Origin of the sequence: Solibacillus faecavium (assembly GCF_014836905.1) — a bacterium.
In the GTDB taxonomy this organism is placed as follows: Bacteria; Bacillota; Bacilli; order Bacillales_A; family Planococcaceae; genus Solibacillus; species Solibacillus faecavium.
This window is the reverse complement of the sequence record NZ_JACSPZ010000006.1, coordinates 17,536-33,706: the sequence shown is the minus strand read 5'-3', so window position 1 is coordinate 33,706 and position 16,171 is coordinate 17,536. Positions and strand designations below refer to the sequence as shown.

General features: G+C 37.8%; 15 protein-coding genes. 8 read left to right on the top strand and 7 right to left on the bottom strand.

Annotated elements, in window-relative coordinates; translation table 11 throughout:
- Window positions 1–12 precede the first annotated feature (12 nt).
- The 3 genes from H9635_RS12820 to H9635_RS12810 all read left to right on the top strand — a co-directional run bounded on the left by H9635_RS12820 (window position 13) and on the right by H9635_RS12810 (window position 2,811).
- On the top strand, window positions 13–1,593 hold the full coding sequence (locus H9635_RS12820) for an ABC-F family ATP-binding cassette domain-containing protein (RefSeq protein WP_191700702.1): 1,581 nt from the start codon (window positions 13–15) through the stop codon (window positions 1,591–1,593).
- 364 nt (window positions 1,594–1,957) lie between these two features.
- On the top strand, window positions 1,958–2,359 hold the full coding sequence (gene spx, locus H9635_RS12815; protein ID WP_191700701.1) for a transcriptional regulator Spx: 402 nt from the start codon (window positions 1,958–1,960) through the stop codon (window positions 2,357–2,359).
- A gap of 26 nt (window positions 2,360–2,385) precedes the next feature.
- Window positions 2,386–2,811, top strand: a complete 426-nt coding sequence (locus tag H9635_RS12810) for a MarR family winged helix-turn-helix transcriptional regulator (RefSeq protein ID WP_191700700.1) — start codon at window positions 2,386–2,388, stop codon at window positions 2,809–2,811.
- A 312-nt stretch (window positions 2,812–3,123) separates the two neighbouring features.
- Here H9635_RS12810 and H9635_RS12805 read toward each other — a convergent pair whose 3' ends face one another.
- The 4 genes from H9635_RS12805 to H9635_RS12790 all read right to left on the bottom strand — a co-directional run bounded on the left by H9635_RS12805 (window position 3,124) and on the right by H9635_RS12790 (window position 6,202).
- Entirely contained in the window at window positions 3,124–3,669 is a 546-nt protein-coding gene (locus H9635_RS12805; RefSeq protein WP_191700699.1) for an RNA polymerase sigma factor, read from the bottom strand.
- 237 nt (window positions 3,670–3,906) lie between these two features.
- Window positions 3,907–5,424, bottom strand: coding sequence for an aminotransferase class V-fold PLP-dependent enzyme (locus tag H9635_RS12800; RefSeq protein ID WP_191700698.1), 1,518 nt, complete (start codon window positions 5,422–5,424; stop codon window positions 3,907–3,909).
- On the bottom strand, window positions 5,411–5,965 hold the full coding sequence (locus H9635_RS12795; RefSeq protein ID WP_191700697.1) for a glycerol-3-phosphate acyltransferase: 555 nt from the start codon (window positions 5,963–5,965) through the stop codon (window positions 5,411–5,413). The genes H9635_RS12800 and H9635_RS12795 overlap by 14 nt, the downstream gene beginning before the upstream one ends.
- Window positions 5,966–6,004: 39 nt before the next feature.
- Window positions 6,005–6,202 (bottom strand): hypothetical protein, encoded by a 198-nt coding sequence (locus H9635_RS12790; RefSeq protein WP_191700696.1) that lies wholly within the window; start codon window positions 6,200–6,202, stop codon window positions 6,005–6,007.
- 105 nt (window positions 6,203–6,307) lie between these two features.
- On the opposite strand from H9635_RS12790, the gene H9635_RS12785 reads away from it, so the two are divergent.
- Both H9635_RS12785 and H9635_RS12780 read left to right on the top strand, forming a co-directional pair.
- Complete coding sequence (locus tag H9635_RS12785; protein ID WP_191700695.1) at window positions 6,308–6,709, top strand: histidine kinase; 402 nt, start codon at window positions 6,308–6,310, stop codon at window positions 6,707–6,709.
- A 60-nt stretch (window positions 6,710–6,769) separates the two neighbouring features.
- Window positions 6,770–8,152: a dipeptidase gene (locus tag H9635_RS12780; RefSeq protein ID WP_191700694.1), complete on the top strand. Its 1,383-nt coding sequence runs from the start codon at window positions 6,770–6,772 to the stop codon at window positions 8,150–8,152.
- Between the two features lie 341 nt (window positions 8,153–8,493).
- Here H9635_RS12780 and cyoE read toward each other — a convergent pair whose 3' ends face one another.
- Together cyoE and H9635_RS12770 are read right to left on the bottom strand one after the other, a co-directional pair.
- On the bottom strand, window positions 8,494–9,390 hold the full coding sequence (cyoE, locus tag H9635_RS12775) for a heme o synthase (protein ID WP_191700693.1): 897 nt from the start codon (window positions 9,388–9,390) through the stop codon (window positions 8,494–8,496).
- Window positions 9,391–9,527: 137 nt separating this feature from the next.
- On the bottom strand, window positions 9,528–10,547 hold the full coding sequence (locus tag H9635_RS12770; RefSeq protein WP_191700692.1) for an AbrB family transcriptional regulator: 1,020 nt from the start codon (window positions 10,545–10,547) through the stop codon (window positions 9,528–9,530).
- A 500-nt stretch (window positions 10,548–11,047) separates the two neighbouring features.
- Between H9635_RS12770 and exaC the strand changes: the two genes are divergently transcribed.
- Together exaC and H9635_RS12760 are read left to right on the top strand one after the other, a co-directional pair.
- The gene (gene exaC, locus H9635_RS12765; RefSeq protein ID WP_191700691.1) at window positions 11,048–12,568 is read left to right on the top strand and encodes an acetaldehyde dehydrogenase ExaC; all 1,521 of its coding nucleotides are present in this window, start codon (window positions 11,048–11,050) and stop codon (window positions 12,566–12,568) included.
- A gap of 65 nt (window positions 12,569–12,633) precedes the next feature.
- On the top strand, window positions 12,634–12,960 hold the full coding sequence (locus tag H9635_RS12760) for a DUF779 domain-containing protein (RefSeq protein ID WP_191700690.1): 327 nt from the start codon (window positions 12,634–12,636) through the stop codon (window positions 12,958–12,960).
- A 162-nt stretch (window positions 12,961–13,122) separates the two neighbouring features.
- Here the strand turns inward: H9635_RS12760 and H9635_RS12755 are convergent, their stop codons facing one another.
- The gene (locus H9635_RS12755) at window positions 13,123–14,337 is read right to left on the bottom strand and encodes a helix-turn-helix domain-containing protein (RefSeq protein ID WP_191700689.1); all 1,215 of its coding nucleotides are present in this window, start codon (window positions 14,335–14,337) and stop codon (window positions 13,123–13,125) included.
- A 136-nt stretch (window positions 14,338–14,473) separates the two neighbouring features.
- Here H9635_RS12755 and H9635_RS12750 point away from each other — a divergent pair, with 136 nt between their 5' ends.
- Entirely contained in the window at window positions 14,474–15,769 is a 1,296-nt protein-coding gene (locus H9635_RS12750; protein ID WP_191700688.1) for a S8 family peptidase, read from the top strand.
- Window positions 15,770–16,171 lie beyond the last annotated feature (402 nt).

Genomic DNA, 16,171 nt, shown 5'->3' with positions numbered 1-16,171 from the left:
GGAGGATTATATATGGCAATTTTAACTGTTGAAAAGTTAGGTCATTCATTTGGTGACCGTACATTATTTAAAGATGTATCGTTCCGTCTTGTAGAAGGCGATCATATTGGTTTAGTAGGTGCAAATGGTGTCGGGAAATCGACATTAATGAGCATTATTACAGGTCAGGCAATTCACGATGAAGGAAAAGTAGAATGGCTACCTGGCACACACTACGGTTATTTAGATCAGCATACGGTTTTAACGGCTGGTCGTTCGATGCGCGATGCATTGCGTGATGCGTTTTTACCGCTGTACAAAAAAGAAGCTCGCTTAAATGAGATTTCAGCTGAGCTTGCAGAACCAGATGCAGATTATGACAAACTTTTAGAAGAAATGTCTGAAATACAAGATGCACTTGATGCCGGTGATTTCTATACATTAGATATGAAAATTGATGATATTGCACGTGGTTTAGGATTAGATGCAATTGGTCTTGACCGCGATGTTGCGGCATTATCAGGTGGTCAACGTACAAAAGTATTGCTTGCCAAGCTTTTACTGGAAAAGCCAAAAGTACTTTTACTGGATGAGCCGACGAACTATCTGGATGAAGAACATGTAACTTGGTTAAAAAATTACTTAAAAAATTATCCGTATGCTTTCCTTTTAATTTCACATGATACGGAATTCATGAATGATGTAGTCGATGTCATTTTACATTTGGAATTTGCAAAAATGACGCGTTATACGGCAACATATGAAAAATTTATTGAGCTTGCAGAAATTAATAAACGCCAGCATATTGATGCATATGAAAAACAGCAGGAATTTATTAAGCAACAGGAAGATTTCATTGCCCGTAATAAGGCACGTTATTCAACAAGTGGCCGTGCGAAATCACGTGCGAAACAATTGGATCGTATGGAGCGTATTGATCGTCCAGAAACTGCTGTTAAACCTGAATTCAGCTTTAAAGAAGCACGTACACCTGGCCGTTACGTAGTTGAAGCGGAAAACTTAGTTATTGGCTATGATAAAGAAAAGCCGTTACTGCCACCTCTTACATTCCAAATTGAGCGCGGCGAAAAGATTGCACTAGTCGGCATGAACGGTGTCGGGAAATCGACTCTATTAAAAACAATGCTAGGAAAAGTCCAACCGTTGGACGGGAAAGTCATTTTAGGCGATTATTTAGAGCCATCTTACTTTGAACAGGAAGTAAAGGCTGATAAAATTACACCGATTGATGATGTATGGAATGCCTTCCCTTCTATGGAACAGGCACAAGTCCGTGCAGCATTGGCACGCGCTGGTCTAAAAACTGATCATATTACTCGCCCACTGAATTCACTTTCTGGTGGTGAGCAGGCAAAAGTACGTCTTTGCAAGCTGATGATGGACCAAACAAACTGGTTAATCTTTGACGAACCGACAAACCACTTAGATGTTGATGCAAAAGAAGAACTAAAACGTGCGATGAAAGAATTTAAAGGCACAATCGTTCTTGTATCGCATGAGCCTGAGTTTTATGAAGGCTTAGCAACAAAGGTATGGAATGTACAAGACTGGTTCACTACGCGTGAAACGAAGGAATTAAACGAATTTAAATAAATTGGTGGAGCAGTATACTCTCTTTATGGAGTGTACTGCTTTTTGTTTTTTATTTTAATTTGAATATTTTAAGTTCTTTTTAGAAAAAGTGGGGAATATATTAGAAATTCGAGGATTTATTTCTTCTATATTATTAATCTCCTTCTCTCTTAGTTTCTTTACAAAACTGTAATATAAAAGTTGAAACTTTTTTTTACACGAATACGTATATTTTATTAGAAGAATGGGTATACAGATAAAGGTAAACATATAAAAAAACCAGTTGCATTATAAGTAGCTTACTGGTAAGATATTATTATAAATAAATGTCTTACAACTAAGCTATCACCAAATTATTGATTATGGGAAAGCGAGGAAAATTATTATGACAGTAACAATCTATACACAATCAAGCTGTTCCTCATCACGAAAAGCATTAAAATGGTTAAATGAAAATAACATTGCTTATACGGAAAAGAGAACAACTTCTCAACCTTTAACATTAGCAGAATTTAAACATATTTTAAGTATGACAGAAGACGGTACAGATGAAATTATTGCAACAAACTCGAATGATTTCAAAAACCTTGATATTGATATTGATCAGTTATCCATTCAGGAACTGTACAATTTGATTCAACATCATCCACGCATGCTGCGTAGCCCTATTTTACTTGATGAAAAACGCATTCAAATCGGCTATAACGAAATGGACATTCGTCGTTTCATTCCACGAAAAGTGCGAGCATTTGAATTAAATGCCCTTCAAAAATTAGCCGTAGAATAGCGATAACATTTGGAGTTGACACTTAAATGAATGAGCATAAACGCGAGCAATTATCCGACCTTTTTGAAAAGATGACATCGTTAGAACGCAAAATTGCCAATCAATGGAATAGTCAAAATCAGCTAGGCTTTTCAAAATCACATATTTTAATACTAGCTTACTTACATACAGACGGACCAAAGCGTCCTTCTGCCATTGCCGAGAAGCTAAAAGTGACTACAGGCGGTGTAACGGTTTTGACGACGAAGCTTATTAAAGCTGGACTAATTGAAAAAACTCAAAATGAAGCGGATCGCCGCGCTTCGCAAATTCATATTACAGAAGCAGGAATCGAAATACTCGAACGCTCTCGCCAGCAAGTAGATAATCTTTTTGAAAATCTGTTTGGTATGTTAACAGAAGATGAAATTAAAACTTTAACAGCTATCTTTGAAAAATGTGCGAAATTTTAAACCACGGGAGCTTTCACTGCTCCCGTGGTTTTTTAGTTTAGATCGGGAATCAGGTGAACGTGCTTTAATTTTATCCGTCATTTTTTGTGAGTTATTCGCCATACTTGCTTCTATATTCGCCAACTGAGCTATCATAATCGTCTATACCAATGTCATAATATCCACTTTTAGAATTTTATTAGCTACTTCCACATATATTCGCCACTTAATTTTTTAATCGCCCTTTTACACAACTTATTCGCCATTATAAAGGGCAATTTAACATAAAAAAGCTACAGCAACTTTTTGCCATAGCTTTCGTCCTAAAAATTATTAAGCTAATACTGCTTCTGCGACACCATTGTCGGATAGTAATATTTCTTTTAAGCGTGCTTTTGCGCGGAATAAACGTGATTTCACAGTACCAATTGAAACTTTCATCAGATCAGAAATTTCAGCTAATGAAAATTGGTCCACATAGAAATACCATAATGTTTTTTGATAAATATTATCAAGCTGGCTCATTTTTTCCTGTACAATTTTCGTGATTTCTGTTTTTTCTACAATTTCTTCTGTCGTAAAATCATTGTTGGGAACCAAATCTAAAATTGGTACGTCTAATTGTTCAGGTTGATTCATCATGTATTTACTGCGACGAACATTTTTACGATAGCGGTCGCGGAATGTATTCATCGTAATCGTTGTCAGCCAAGCTTTCACATGGTCTACTTTTGCTACTGATTCTTCATAGCGAACAACTTTTACCCACACTTCCTGCATCAAATCTTCTGCTTCATTTTGATTGCGAGTTAGTTTTAAACAAAGGTGATAGATGTAACGGTTATACTCATCATAGATATTTGTTAGTAATTCATTCATTTTTTTATCCTCCGATAGAATGTATTTTATATAAGGTCAATTTATGTGCAATTTTATAAATATCCATTATGCATCGGCATAATTTGGTATGACCTTATTGTGCCAAATAAAATACTTACGCTCTATCGGATTGGCTTTCAATTACCTTACAATGCTGTAAGAATCGAAGAAATCATTTGAACTGTATAATCTTCTATGTAACTCCCTCACTACATCGCTTTCACTATCCCCCTTTTCTTACAAAGTCTCCATCATATACGAAATAAGCTCCATTATTTTTTTATAATCCTTTTCAAAGTTCGGCTGTATCGTACTAATTTGTGCAAGATTGCGTTCCTTTAAGTAGGCACTGTCACCATGGAGCAAAAAGCCATTTAGTTCACATGTTTGCATAATGTGAGGCATTTTTTCATGTTGCCACGATGCAATCATCGGATACATCGCCTTTACAGGTAACCCTGAGCTTTTTATTAGATCCATCCGTTTGTTCAATACAGTATAGCGTTCTGGGTAAGCTTTCAACGCATCGCTTACTGCCTTAATATAAAAATGCGGTAACGTAAACGGAATTTGTCTTTCAATATAATAAGGTAAATTTAAATAAAGAGGCGCATCACTCGCACAAGGCAATTCTCTACAAAAGACGAAAGCGAGCCCCGCTATCGTTCCGAGTGCCTTGCCACTGACCGCTGTCGCATAATGCAGGCCTTCCATCGAAAAAGGCAGCGCAGCAAACGAGCTAATACAATCTGCACAAAGCTTTACCTTATATTTTATTGCCAGCTCCAAAAGAGGCTCAAGTGGATTCAATAGACTATTGGATGTCTCGCCATGGACGAAAACAATATAGTGGTAGTTCCCCCGCTGTAAAGCCGACTCAATTTGCGACATATCAAATTCATTGCCCCATCCAAAGTCCAGGCACTCGACATGTAACCCCCACTGCTTTGCCTGATTTTTTAGGCGATCGCCGAATTCTCCGTTCACTAAAATAAGCCCCTGCTCATGAGAAAATTCACTTTTCAACTGACCGAGCATTGCATCGTTGGCTAGTGTCCCTGTACCGACTATCGGAATGACGTAATTGGCATGCGCCAGCTCGCATAGCTGCTGCTTCATATCCTGCAGTTCCTGATTAAATTTATTGGAACGATGTGAAATGGTTGCTGGTGCAATCGAATGTTCAAGAGCAACCGGACCTGGATAAAAGACACTATTTTGCTCACGCAGCCGTTCACGAAATACTTCACTATCTTTTCGGGTTAACACCATGGGCAAATAGCTTGCCTCTTGTGTACCTACTGCTGGTGCAAACTGTTTAAACCCCATTTGTGTATATAGCTTTTCTTCTCTTACTGTCCCTGAAATGACACAGGCAGTATAGCCCACATCATAATAATAACGATAAATGGCAGTGGCAAGCTTTGTAAACACACGCCCATTACGATGTGCCTTTTTCACGGCAAGCAACCGGATTTCACATAAATATTCACAAACTTCAGGGTCTAGGTAATTTTCTACATTTCCGATTTTCTGATCAATCGAAAATGGTCTTTTGTCTCGAAATGCAGCCATTCCAACTATTTCGGTGTTCTTATAAACAATGAGGTAAACATTTTCATGATGAAATTTATCAATAAGACGCTTGGAAGGATTGGGCTGATGCTGTGGTATTTCTTCTACAAACGTTTCATAATTTAATGCAGCAATCGCATCGAATTCTTTTTCCGTTGCAGCAATTTTACTCCAATACATTCGGCTTCACTCTTTCTATAATGCTATGTCTTTGCTTCCAAATAACAAGTAGAAGTGCAATGGATACAATAAATCCTACTTCTATATAAATGCCTGTAACAATTCCATATACGATAAAGCCACCACCCATACTAAGCGTTGCACTTTTCGTAATGCCTAGACATATTAAAAATCCAGCTAAAAACGATAAAAATATTAAAGGAGAAAAAGCGAGCATTGCACCGATAACAGTTGCGACACCTTTTCCACCTTTCCCGCTATTCCAAAATGGATACAAGTGACCAAGCACGACGGCTATAATTGCCACTGCAATTGTCAGCTCAGGTAACTCAAGCACACGCCCTGCAACTACAATGGCCACACCCTTTAGCCCATCACCAATTGCAACAATGACAAAAGCTGATTTGCCAAGTGTTCTTCCCGCATTCCGCGCCCCTAAATTCCCGCTGTTTTGCTCGTGTAATTTGACTCCCTTTATCTTTGCGACAACTGCCGCTATTAAAATTGTCCCAAGTAAATAACTCGCTATGATAAAGAGCATTATAGTATCCCCTCTTTTGCCTGGCTAACATGCCATGCTTTATTCACAAGTTAACAAGCCATCCTCTTTATACTCAAAGGTTACTGTTTTTTGCTGTTGTTCAAAATCTTCAAAACATATATCAATTGTTTCCATGTTTTTATTGTGTGTTTGGGTAATACTTATAAAGGCTATGCCCGTACCGACAATAATTGCACCGATTGAACCTGCTAGAATTTTTTGCTTCCATTTACTCATCTATTTTCACTCCTAAATAATACATTTGTTCAGGCATCTTATTCCCTTTTATTAAAAAAAACTATTATACTACTAATATCAATTGCCATTTAAAAGGAGTAATGTATGAAAAAAATTGGAATTCCCTTAGGCATTGTTTTTATCATTTTACTATTCATTGGGATTATTTGTATAGCAATTGCCGCAGAGGTTGGAGTTTTATTGCTCGTCGGCATTGAATTTGAGCACTGGAAATACCTAGTTGGATTCATCATTATATACGGTATCATTGAGTTTGCGCTTGTGATGCTGTCCGATGTCCTCATTGAATTAAAGTCAGAGCAGCTTCATCGTTTCCATCAATATTTTGCACATTTGCTTATATCCTTTACGCTTTTAATGACGATTTCAATATTAATGGAATCTATTTATCTTCCTATGTACGGTGGCATAATCTTTGCAATTACAACCGCTACCCTCTATTTACTGTTTGATTCAGGCTCAAAAAAAGAGCGGCTACAAAGCTGAATTTTATAGGTTGTATGCTATACTTATTTCTATAATCGAAATATAAGGGGGCACTCTTTAATGAGTCACTTACAAACTTTAGATGCTTATTTCACAGAGCATCGCGAACGTCATTTAGCAGAGTTAAACGAATTTTTACGCATTCCAAGTATTTCTGCTTTATCTGAACATAAAGACGATATGACAAATGCAGCAAACTGGCTGGCAGACCACTTAAAATCATTAAACATCGAAAATGTATCTGTTGATGAAACAGCCGGTCACCCTGTTGTATATGGGGAGTGGTTGCATGCAGAAGGCAAACCAACTATTCTGTTTTACGGTCACTACGATGTACAACCAGTAGATCCGCTTCACTTATGGGAGACACCTCCTTTCGAGCCGGCAATCCGTGATAATAAGCTTTTTGCACGTGGTTCTTCAGATGATAAAGGACAGGTGTTTATGCACTTAAAAATGATTGAAGCGTTATTTGCAACAGAAGGCACATTGCCAGTCAATGTAAAATTCATCTATGAAGGTGAAGAAGAAATCGGTAGTCCGTCCCTTCCGCAATATACGGAAGACAACAAGGCAAAATTAGCAGCAGATTTAATCGTCATTTCCGATACGGGTCTTTATGCTAAAGGGAAACCGGCAGTATGCTATGGCTTACGTGGGTTAACGGGGGTTCAAATAGATGTGCGCGGAGCAAAAGGCGACTTGCATTCAGGTCTATATGGTGGCGGCGTTCAAAACGCAATTCACGCATTGACTGAAATTCTGGCGTCATTCCGTGATGAGCATGGAACAATTCAAGTAGATGGTTTCTATGATAAAGTGTTGCCATTAACTGATGAAGAGCGTCAGGCGTATCGTGACCTGAACTTTGACGAAACTGCTTTAAAAGAAGAAGTAGGTGTGCAGGAGCTATTCGGTGAAGCGGGCTATACTTATTTAGAACAAACTTGGGCACGTCCTACATTGGAAATCAACGGCGTGTTCGGTGGTTTCTCCGGTGAAGGGATTAAAACAGTTTTGCCTGCTGAGGCTGGCGCAAAAATTACTTGCCGCTTAGTACCAGATCAGGACCCTGAAGAAATTGTAGCATTATTAAAAGCACATATCGAAAAGCATAAGCCTGTTGGTGTAGAAGTAACGATTTCTGAATTCGATAAAGGAAAGCCTTACATTACACCATTTGATCACCCAGTGATCCAAGCAGCTGGCCGTTCTTATGAAAAAGTATACAACGTACCGACAGCTTATACACGTGGTGGTGGCTCGATTCCAATCGTTGCAGCATTCGATGAAATTTTGGAATTGCCGGTTGTGTTAATGGGCTTCGGTCTTTCAAGTGAAAATTTCCATGCACCGAATGAGCACTTCCATTTGGAAAACTTCGACCAAGGTTTACGCGTACTTGGTGATTACATGTTTGAAGTTGCTAACATTAAACTATAATAACAATCTCACTAAAAATAAAAAAACTCCGATGCACACTACTGCACCGGAGTTTTTTGTTTCCGTACGAGACCATATAAAAATAGGGGGTTTTATATGTTGTCGAAGTCGTATACGAAAAAATTTGAGTAAAATAGCATATTAGATTAGAGTGCAAATTAACTTCCAAGCAATTCGCCTCGCTTGTTGATTCCATCATAACATTTCCATTTTCCGAAAAAAATATGACCAATGCGTTTGACATATAATCATCACAACTTCTGTTCACAATTTCTTAACAAGCGATAATCCTTAACAAAAAAAGCGCACCAAAAGTCGAAACTTCCGGTACGCTTTTCTATTTAAAGTCCATTTAAAATCATGCCGACCGATGCATAAATGAAAACTGTTCCAAAAACAGCCATCATATGGAATAGCGAGTAGCCGAACATAATATTAGCCCACTTTTTCTCTTCTTGTTTCTTTGATGCCGTAATACTCATACATAGCCAAATGACACTTAGAACAAGCGAAACAATTGTTAACCCTAAGCTAAGCGGGTAAAACAGAAAGCTTGATAAACATAACAACACTAAATAAATATTTGACTGAATATAAGTGCGTTTCTCTCCCTTTGCTACAGGGAGCATCGGGATATTTGCTGCGGCATAATCTTCTTTTTTACGAATGGCAATAGCATAAAAATGTGGCATTTGCCAAATCACCATAATTAAGAAAAGAGCCCATGCTGCTGGGTGCCAAATATCCGGAGCTACAGCTGCCCACCCGATTAACGGTGGCATGGCGCCTGAAATACTACCTACTTCTGTATTCCAAATGGTACGGCGTTTCGTCCACATTGTATATGGCACAACATAGAAAAATACACCTAAAAATCCTAATAAAGCCGCTAATGGTGAAGCTAAATATAGCGCCACACACCCTAGTATTAATAAAATCGTCGCAACAATCAGTACTACCTTTGCTGATAGCTCTCCAGTAACTGTTGGACGTGTTTTTGTTCGGGGCATAATTTGATCAATGTCTCGGTCATATACGTTATTATACGCACCTGCTGCAGCAATGACTGCTGCAGAACCAAGAATTGCAAAAATAATAGCTGGAATATGTTCAATAAAATTTAATTCATATGTGTATAGGGCAAGCATTAATGCCGCGATCATCGGAATTAAGTTTGATTTAATAATGCCAGTCTTCACAGCTTGCGCCCACAATTGTCGATTCGATTGCGTTTGCATATTTCCTAATCCTACTTCCTAATTAATCACTTTCTCTAGTATAACCCAAATGGGTCATAAAGGGTTAATATCCAGGCTTTTTTTCTCATTTCTTCATAGAATATTCTGAGATAATGTAGACACAATTACATTGCTAATTAACTCAATTCCTTTTCTCTCTCGCGATAAATCCATTTAATCAGCGGCAATATACAGAGGAAAATAAAGAGCAAACGAAAGAGTTGGAATACTGTTACGACTGAAATATCCGCTTTTACAGCTGCAGCAAGCAAGCCCATTTGGTCAAGTCCTCCAGGTGCTGTACTTAAAAAACTCGTTGCAAAGCTTAAGTTTAAAAATTCAGCGATCAGCAGGCTAGTGCCATAGGTAAGTACAATCATCGCAATAGTACTCAATACTCCCCCGGCCAGAACTTTTGCAGGTAAACGCAAAGTTGATGGTTTTAACAATAAGCCGATATATGCACCAATCAATAGCTGTGCTATATGAAGAACATCACTCGGCATTGTCGGTGTATCAATACTAAATAACTTCAAAGCAATCACAACGATAATTGGAGTCAAAAAATGTGCAACAGGCAGCTTTAACCTTTTACCGATTGGCACAAGTGCAGCGGACAAAATAATGAGCAGAACTACTTGCCAAACATCCAAAGTAAGCGGAATTGAAGCCCCTCCTACGACATTGCCGGATACTAAAAATGGGATAAGCAGCACAACGCCCAATACACGCACTATATGAAAATAAGTGACCGCTGTTAAATTAACATCCCCTTCTTCTTCCGCAAACAATACGAGTTGCGACAATCCTCCAGGTACATTTGCAGCAACTGCTGTCTTAAAAGTAAGTCCTGTCGTACGAGAAATACCCCATGCAATTCCTAAACAAAATAAAAACAGCAAAACGTTCACAATAACCATGAATAACATTAACGACTGAAAATCGGAAAACAAAGCAAAATCAAACTGCTGGCCAATTGCGACTCCAACGATAATGAGCCCCGTATTTCGTAAAGTGGCCGGCCACCGGAGACGGTCTTTTATAAAAAACTGTGCAATCAGTACAGAAAAAATAGGACCGATCAGCCATGGAATCGGTAAAGAGAGGGCTGAAAATAAAAGTGCACCGATTAGTGCAATGATAAATGCAAGAAACATAACGCCCCTCCTCTTTCATTAGTAGTTTGTCTTATTTTAGCTGAAACTATTTCGTAAAGCGAACAAGTAGGGTGTATTAACAGAAAATGTCAAACTTTATTTTTACAATAATTAGGTGTTCCACCCACCTTTTATGCTACAAAAAACAAAAAATAGGTATTTTAATAGTATTATTGATAAATTTTTTAAAAAGAATTTTTATCATTATAAATTTATATTTATACATTAATTTTCATTGTTAAATCTTGTTATATAATAAACATAAATTATAATACTATAGAGTTAAACCAACAATCCATTCAATTAATAGACGCTATAATCCCTTCTGTATCAGTACATAACAATACTCCCCTAAATTAAAGAAATATACATTTTCACTTTATAAATATAGTTATGAAGTTATTTCTGTAAGCCTTTTCATTTGTAACTTCTCTTTTGCAGATGCATAATCAAATTATAAAGTTAATAAACTTTAAATCGAGTGATAGAGGTGTAGTTAAATGATCTATGCAAATCCTAATACTGCTGGTGCAGTAGTTAACTTTAAAGAAAAATACGAGAACTTTATCGGTGGCGAATGGGTAGCGCCTGTAAAAGGACAATACCTAGATGTAAAATCTCCTGTAACTGGTAAAGTATTTACATCAGTTGCTCGTTCAACTGAAGAAGATATTGAATTAGCATTAGACGCAGCACATGCAGCTAAAGGTGCCTGGGCACAAACTTCTGTTGCATACCGCGCGAATATTTTAAATAAAATTGCAGACCGCATTGAAGAAAACTTAGAAAAAATTGCTGTTGCTGAAACTTGGGACAACGGTAAAGCAGTACGCGAAACATTAAACGCTGATATTCCTTTAGTAGTGGATCACTTCCGTTATTTTGCTGGTGCAATTCGTGCACAACAAGGCGGAATTTCTGAAATCGATAACGATACAGTAGCATACCACTTCCACGAGCCAATCGGTGTTGTAGGTCAAATTATTCCTTGGAACTTCCCATTATTAATGGCTTCTTGGAAAATCGCTCCTGCATTAGCGGCTGGTAACGTAATCGTAATGAAGCCTGCTGAGCAAACACCTGCTTCAATCATGGTATTAATCGAATTAATCCAAGATTTATTACCAAAAGGTGTATTCAACGTTGTAAATGGTTTAGGTATTGAAGTTGGTAAACCACTTGCTACGAACCCACGCATCAACAAAGTGGCGTTCACTGGTTCTACTGGTGTTGGTCGCTTAATTATGCAATACGCTACAGAGAATATTATCCCTGTAACATTAGAGCTTGGCGGTAAATCACCAAACGTCTTCTTCCCAGACGTAATGGATCATGACGATGAGTATTTGGATAAAGCTATCGAAGGTTTAGTAATGTTCGCATTAAACTCAGGCGAAATTTGTACTTGTCCTTCACGTGCATTAGTTCACGAATCTATCTATGACAAATTCATGGAACGTGTACTAGAACGCGTTAAAGCAATCAAAATCGGTAACCCGTTAGATACAGAAGTAATGATGGGTGCTCAAGCTTCAAATGAACAATTACAAAAAATCTTATCTTACATCGAAATCGGTAAAGAAGAAGGCGCAGAGCTACTTATCGGCGGCTACCAAAACCAATTAGATGCTGACCAAGAAGGCGGCTATTATGTGGCACCAACAGTATTCAAAGGTCACAACAAAATGCGTATCTTCCAAGAAGAAATCTTTGGTCCAGTTCTTTCTGTAACAACTTTCTCTACTTTCGAAGAAGCTATGGAAATCGCTAACGACACGGAATTCGGTCTAGGTGCTGGTGTATGGTCACGTAACATGGATACAGCTTACCGCGCTGTTCGTGGTATCCAAGCAGGTCGTGTTTGGACAAACACTTACCACCAATACCCTGCACACGCTGCATTCGGCGGATATAAAAAATCAGGTATCGGTCGCGAAAACCACTTAATGATGTTAGACCACTACCAACAAACAAAATGTATGTTAGTAAGCTACAACAAAAACGCTCAAGGTTTCTTCTAAGCCGAAGCGGACTATTAGAGGATGCGCTTTTATAGTGCATCCTCTTTTTTATAGGAGGGTGCTTTATGGAAAAGTTAGTCGCGACTGAAAAAGCGGTTGAGGTTATTGAGCTGTTGAAGACAAAGCATGGGAAGTTAGTCTTTGAACAGTCTTCCGGGTGCTGTGATGGCACGGTGCCGATATGTTTCCAATCGGACGGTCATTATATTAGCAGTCAGCTTGTACTCATCGGGGAAATTGCAGGTGTTCCCTATTACATCGATAAGCAGCAGGCGGAGTATTTAAAGCATATGCAAATTGTTGTTGATGTAATGGAAGGACGCGGTGCTTCGTTTTCATTGGAAAGCGCGGAAGGCTTTGCTTTTTTAATGAAGTCAAAGGTAATGAAATAATTGTAAAACGCCACCCAGTAGCTTATATTAAGCTTCTGAATGGCGTTTTTTATTAGGATAAAACTGGGGGATAAATTGGGATAGACAATGTCACCAATGCCACACTTAATAATAATAGCGATAATTTAACGTTTTTCTTCATATTCCTCGTCTCCTTTATAATTAAATGAATTGGATTGCTTTTTCAAACTTCTTTTCCTGTCGGTAGTACTCACCCAATAAATAAGAAAATTGCTGATGGATTACTTTAAATTCTTCATTATTTGCTGTAAACGGAATTAACCTCCCTTCTAAAAAACCCATTGCTTTCTTTTCTTCTCCTTTGAGCAAATATAAATAAAAAGAAGCAAATAAATTAAAACTTAGTTTTTTCATCTTTTTTGCTTCGTCCTTTAAAATAGTAAAGGTTTTCAGGCTCTCTTCCCCTTGGTTAAGGCGATATTGTGTAAAGCCTAAATTGTATAAACAAAATAAATAGTTATCGCTGTTCTTTTCCATTAAAGAAGCACTTTTTTCAAAGTAAACTAATGCACTTTCATATTCTCCTCTAATTTGATACAAATCCCCTAAGTTATGATAGATAGCAGGCAGTAGCTGCTGTTGCTGCAAAAGTTCTACATTCCTCAAGAGATGTTCATAGATTTCGATTGCTTCATGAAATACTTTTCCTTGAGAATAATAAAGCGCCAACGACATGGATGTATAAATAATTCTTTTAAAATTAAACTGGTCCTTATAAAACTGAAGGGCTTTTCTCCCGTAAATAATTGCCTGGCTTGTCTCTTCCAGCCGCCCCTTTATTAAGGAGAAATGATAATAAAACTCCCCTTCCAGCGACCCTAGTTCCGGATGTATGTAGAGAATTTGAGTAAGTTCTACAGCTGCTTCAGCATACTTCCCTCTTGTTATTAAAACTAATGCATAATAGTATGAATGTAAATATTTCTCATGTTGGGAAAAATTCTGGCGGTGGGCATTTAGCCACTTTAACTGGTCTTCTGCCAATTTATATTCATTTACAAACACATAATAACGCAATTTATAAAGCTCATATAAATAAATACATTCCGTAAAACCGATAATTTCTTCGTATTTTTTTAATTCCCTAACTATTTCTATCGCTTTTTCATTCTCTAAGTAGTTTATATGTTTTTGTAAATCATTCAGTAATTTAATAATATTCTGCTCGCTGATTTCTACATCATGTATATTAATATTCAACCGTTCCAGCAACAGACGAATTGTCTCACTGTTTGCTTCCTTATTATTGTTCTCGATTTTGCTTAAATGGGGAATTGAGCAAATCCCCGCTGCCACCTCATTTTGTGTCATTCCCAGCTTTGTACGATAGTACTTAATTAATGATCCAACTTTCATACAAATAAACGCTCCTTTCAAATAGCTAGGTATTTTATCCAGTATACTTAAATTTTTCCCAATAATCAAAAAAATGAAAATATGATAGATTCAAATAGTAATCTTATCACTCATATGGAAAAGGGGTCAGGACAAAATGAAAAAAGTTAAAAGTACATTATTAGGTCTTTTGATGGCAGGAGCATTAGTAAATCCCGTGCAGGCCACAACACTGAATACCGAAGATAGCTCGGCAAACAACGTCGGTCAGGAAAAATTCCGCGTATACGTTGAAGCAAATAGCCAATCGGCAAAAGCCTCAGCAAAAGCACAGTATTCTGCTCGCTGGGAGTTAACAGACAACGGCTTTTCTACTGAAATGAATGAAAAACAGTTCCATGCGTTACAGAAAAATAAAAATATCACAGTTACAAAAGTTCCTGTCGTTAAATTAGATACAATTAACCTGGAAGAGGATTATACATTAGAAAATAAAGAACCGGATGCGTCGATTTATGCTAGAGCTTCCCAGCAAGTACCGTGGGGCATTAAAGCAATTTACAACAACAACTCGTTAACATCAACGTCTGGCGGTAGCGGCATTAATATCGCCGTACTGGATACGGGTGTCAATACTTCTCACCGCGACCTTGCTAATAATGTGGAACAGTGTAAAGACTTTACGACTGCAACACCACTTGTAAACAATAGCTGTACTGACAGAAACGGGCATGGCACACACGTTGCCGGTTCAGCATTAGCTAATGGAGGAAGCGATAGAGGCGGTGTTTACGGTGTTGCACCAGATGCCGATCTTTGGGCTTACAAAGTATTAACAGACAGCGGTTCTGGATACTCGGATGATATTGCTGCAGCAATCCGACACGCAGCAGATCAAGCAACTTCTACTCGTACTAAAACAATCATTAATATGTCACTAGGTTCTTCAGCCAATAACAGCCTTATCTCAAGTGCTGTCAACTATGCATACAGTAAAGGTGTTCTAGTTATTGCTGCAGCCGGTAATTCAGGCTATTCGCAAGGGTCAATTGGTTATCCAGGAGCATTACCGAATGCAGTTGCAGTTGCTGCTCTGGAAAATGTACAACAAAACGGGACGTACCGTGTAGCTGACTACTCATCTCGTGGATATGCCTCAACAGCAGGTGATTATGTAATCCAGCAAGGAGATATTGAAATTTCAGCTCCAGGTTCGGCAATATATTCTACATGGCATAATGGCGGTTATAACACAATTAGCGGCACATCAATGGCTTCTCCTCATGTTTCAGGTTTAGCAGCAAAAATTTGGGCTCAAAATCCATCATGGTCTCACACGCAACTGCGCTCTAACTTACAAACAAGAGCAAAGGCTGTAGACATTAAAGGTGGTCACGGTGCCTCTACTGGTGATGACTATGCTTCAGGATTCGGTTTCGCCCGCGTTCAGTAATTAATAGAAATATAAATTAAGTTTATTAACAATAGTAGCCAAACCGAGACCATAGTTTTGGTTGGGCTGCTATTTTTTATCGTTTTAAATGAAACTATTTGATATAACATAGAGGATGTACATACTTGATTATTTTACATAAAAAAACACCAACTCCACATCTAGGAAGATGTAAAATTAGTGTTTCAAAAATTAATAACTCTAAGTAATATACTTTACTTTTTCTAAGTATTAAGTGAATCTTTGGCAAGTCGATATTTACTGTAGAAACCTTAGAATACATCGATACCTATTAACCATACATCTAATGCTGTAACTAATGACATTAAAATTTCCATCTCAATCCCCCCTTTCACTTAAAAATATTACTATATTTTGAAAAAAAGTAGTAATATTATTCGT

Coding starts and splice junctions, on each gene's coding strand:
- H9635_RS12805 (WP_191700699.1), bottom strand. CDS start 3,669: ATGAATGAATTACTAACAAATATCTATGATGAGTATAACCGTTACATC.
- H9635_RS12750 (WP_191700688.1), top strand. CDS start 14,474: ATGAAAAAAGTTAAAAGTACATTATTAGGTCTTTTGATGGCAGGAGCA.
- H9635_RS12800 (WP_191700698.1), bottom strand. CDS start 5,424: ATGTATTGGAGTAAAATTGCTGCAACGGAAAAAGAATTCGATGCGATT.
- H9635_RS12760 (WP_191700690.1), top strand. CDS start 12,634: ATGGAAAAGTTAGTCGCGACTGAAAAAGCGGTTGAGGTTATTGAGCTG.
- exaC (WP_191700691.1), top strand. CDS start 11,048: ATGATCTATGCAAATCCTAATACTGCTGGTGCAGTAGTTAACTTTAAA.
- cyoE (WP_191700693.1), bottom strand. CDS start 9,390: ATGCAAACGCAATCGAATCGACAATTGTGGGCGCAAGCTGTGAAGACT.
- H9635_RS12790 (WP_191700696.1), bottom strand. CDS start 6,202: ATGAGTAAATGGAAGCAAAAAATTCTAGCAGGTTCAATCGGTGCAATT.
- H9635_RS12795 (WP_191700697.1), bottom strand. CDS start 5,965: ATGCTCTTTATCATAGCGAGTTATTTACTTGGGACAATTTTAATAGCG.
- H9635_RS12770 (WP_191700692.1), bottom strand. CDS start 10,547: ATGTTTCTTGCATTTATCATTGCACTAATCGGTGCACTTTTATTTTCA.
- H9635_RS12820 (WP_191700702.1), top strand. CDS start 13: ATGGCAATTTTAACTGTTGAAAAGTTAGGTCATTCATTTGGTGACCGT.
- H9635_RS12810 (WP_191700700.1), top strand. CDS start 2,386: ATGAATGAGCATAAACGCGAGCAATTATCCGACCTTTTTGAAAAGATG.
- H9635_RS12755 (WP_191700689.1), bottom strand. CDS start 14,337: ATGAAAGTTGGATCATTAATTAAGTACTATCGTACAAAGCTGGGAATG.
- H9635_RS12785 (WP_191700695.1), top strand. CDS start 6,308: ATGAAAAAAATTGGAATTCCCTTAGGCATTGTTTTTATCATTTTACTA.
- spx (WP_191700701.1), top strand. CDS start 1,958: ATGACAGTAACAATCTATACACAATCAAGCTGTTCCTCATCACGAAAA.
- H9635_RS12780 (WP_191700694.1), top strand. CDS start 6,770: ATGAGTCACTTACAAACTTTAGATGCTTATTTCACAGAGCATCGCGAA.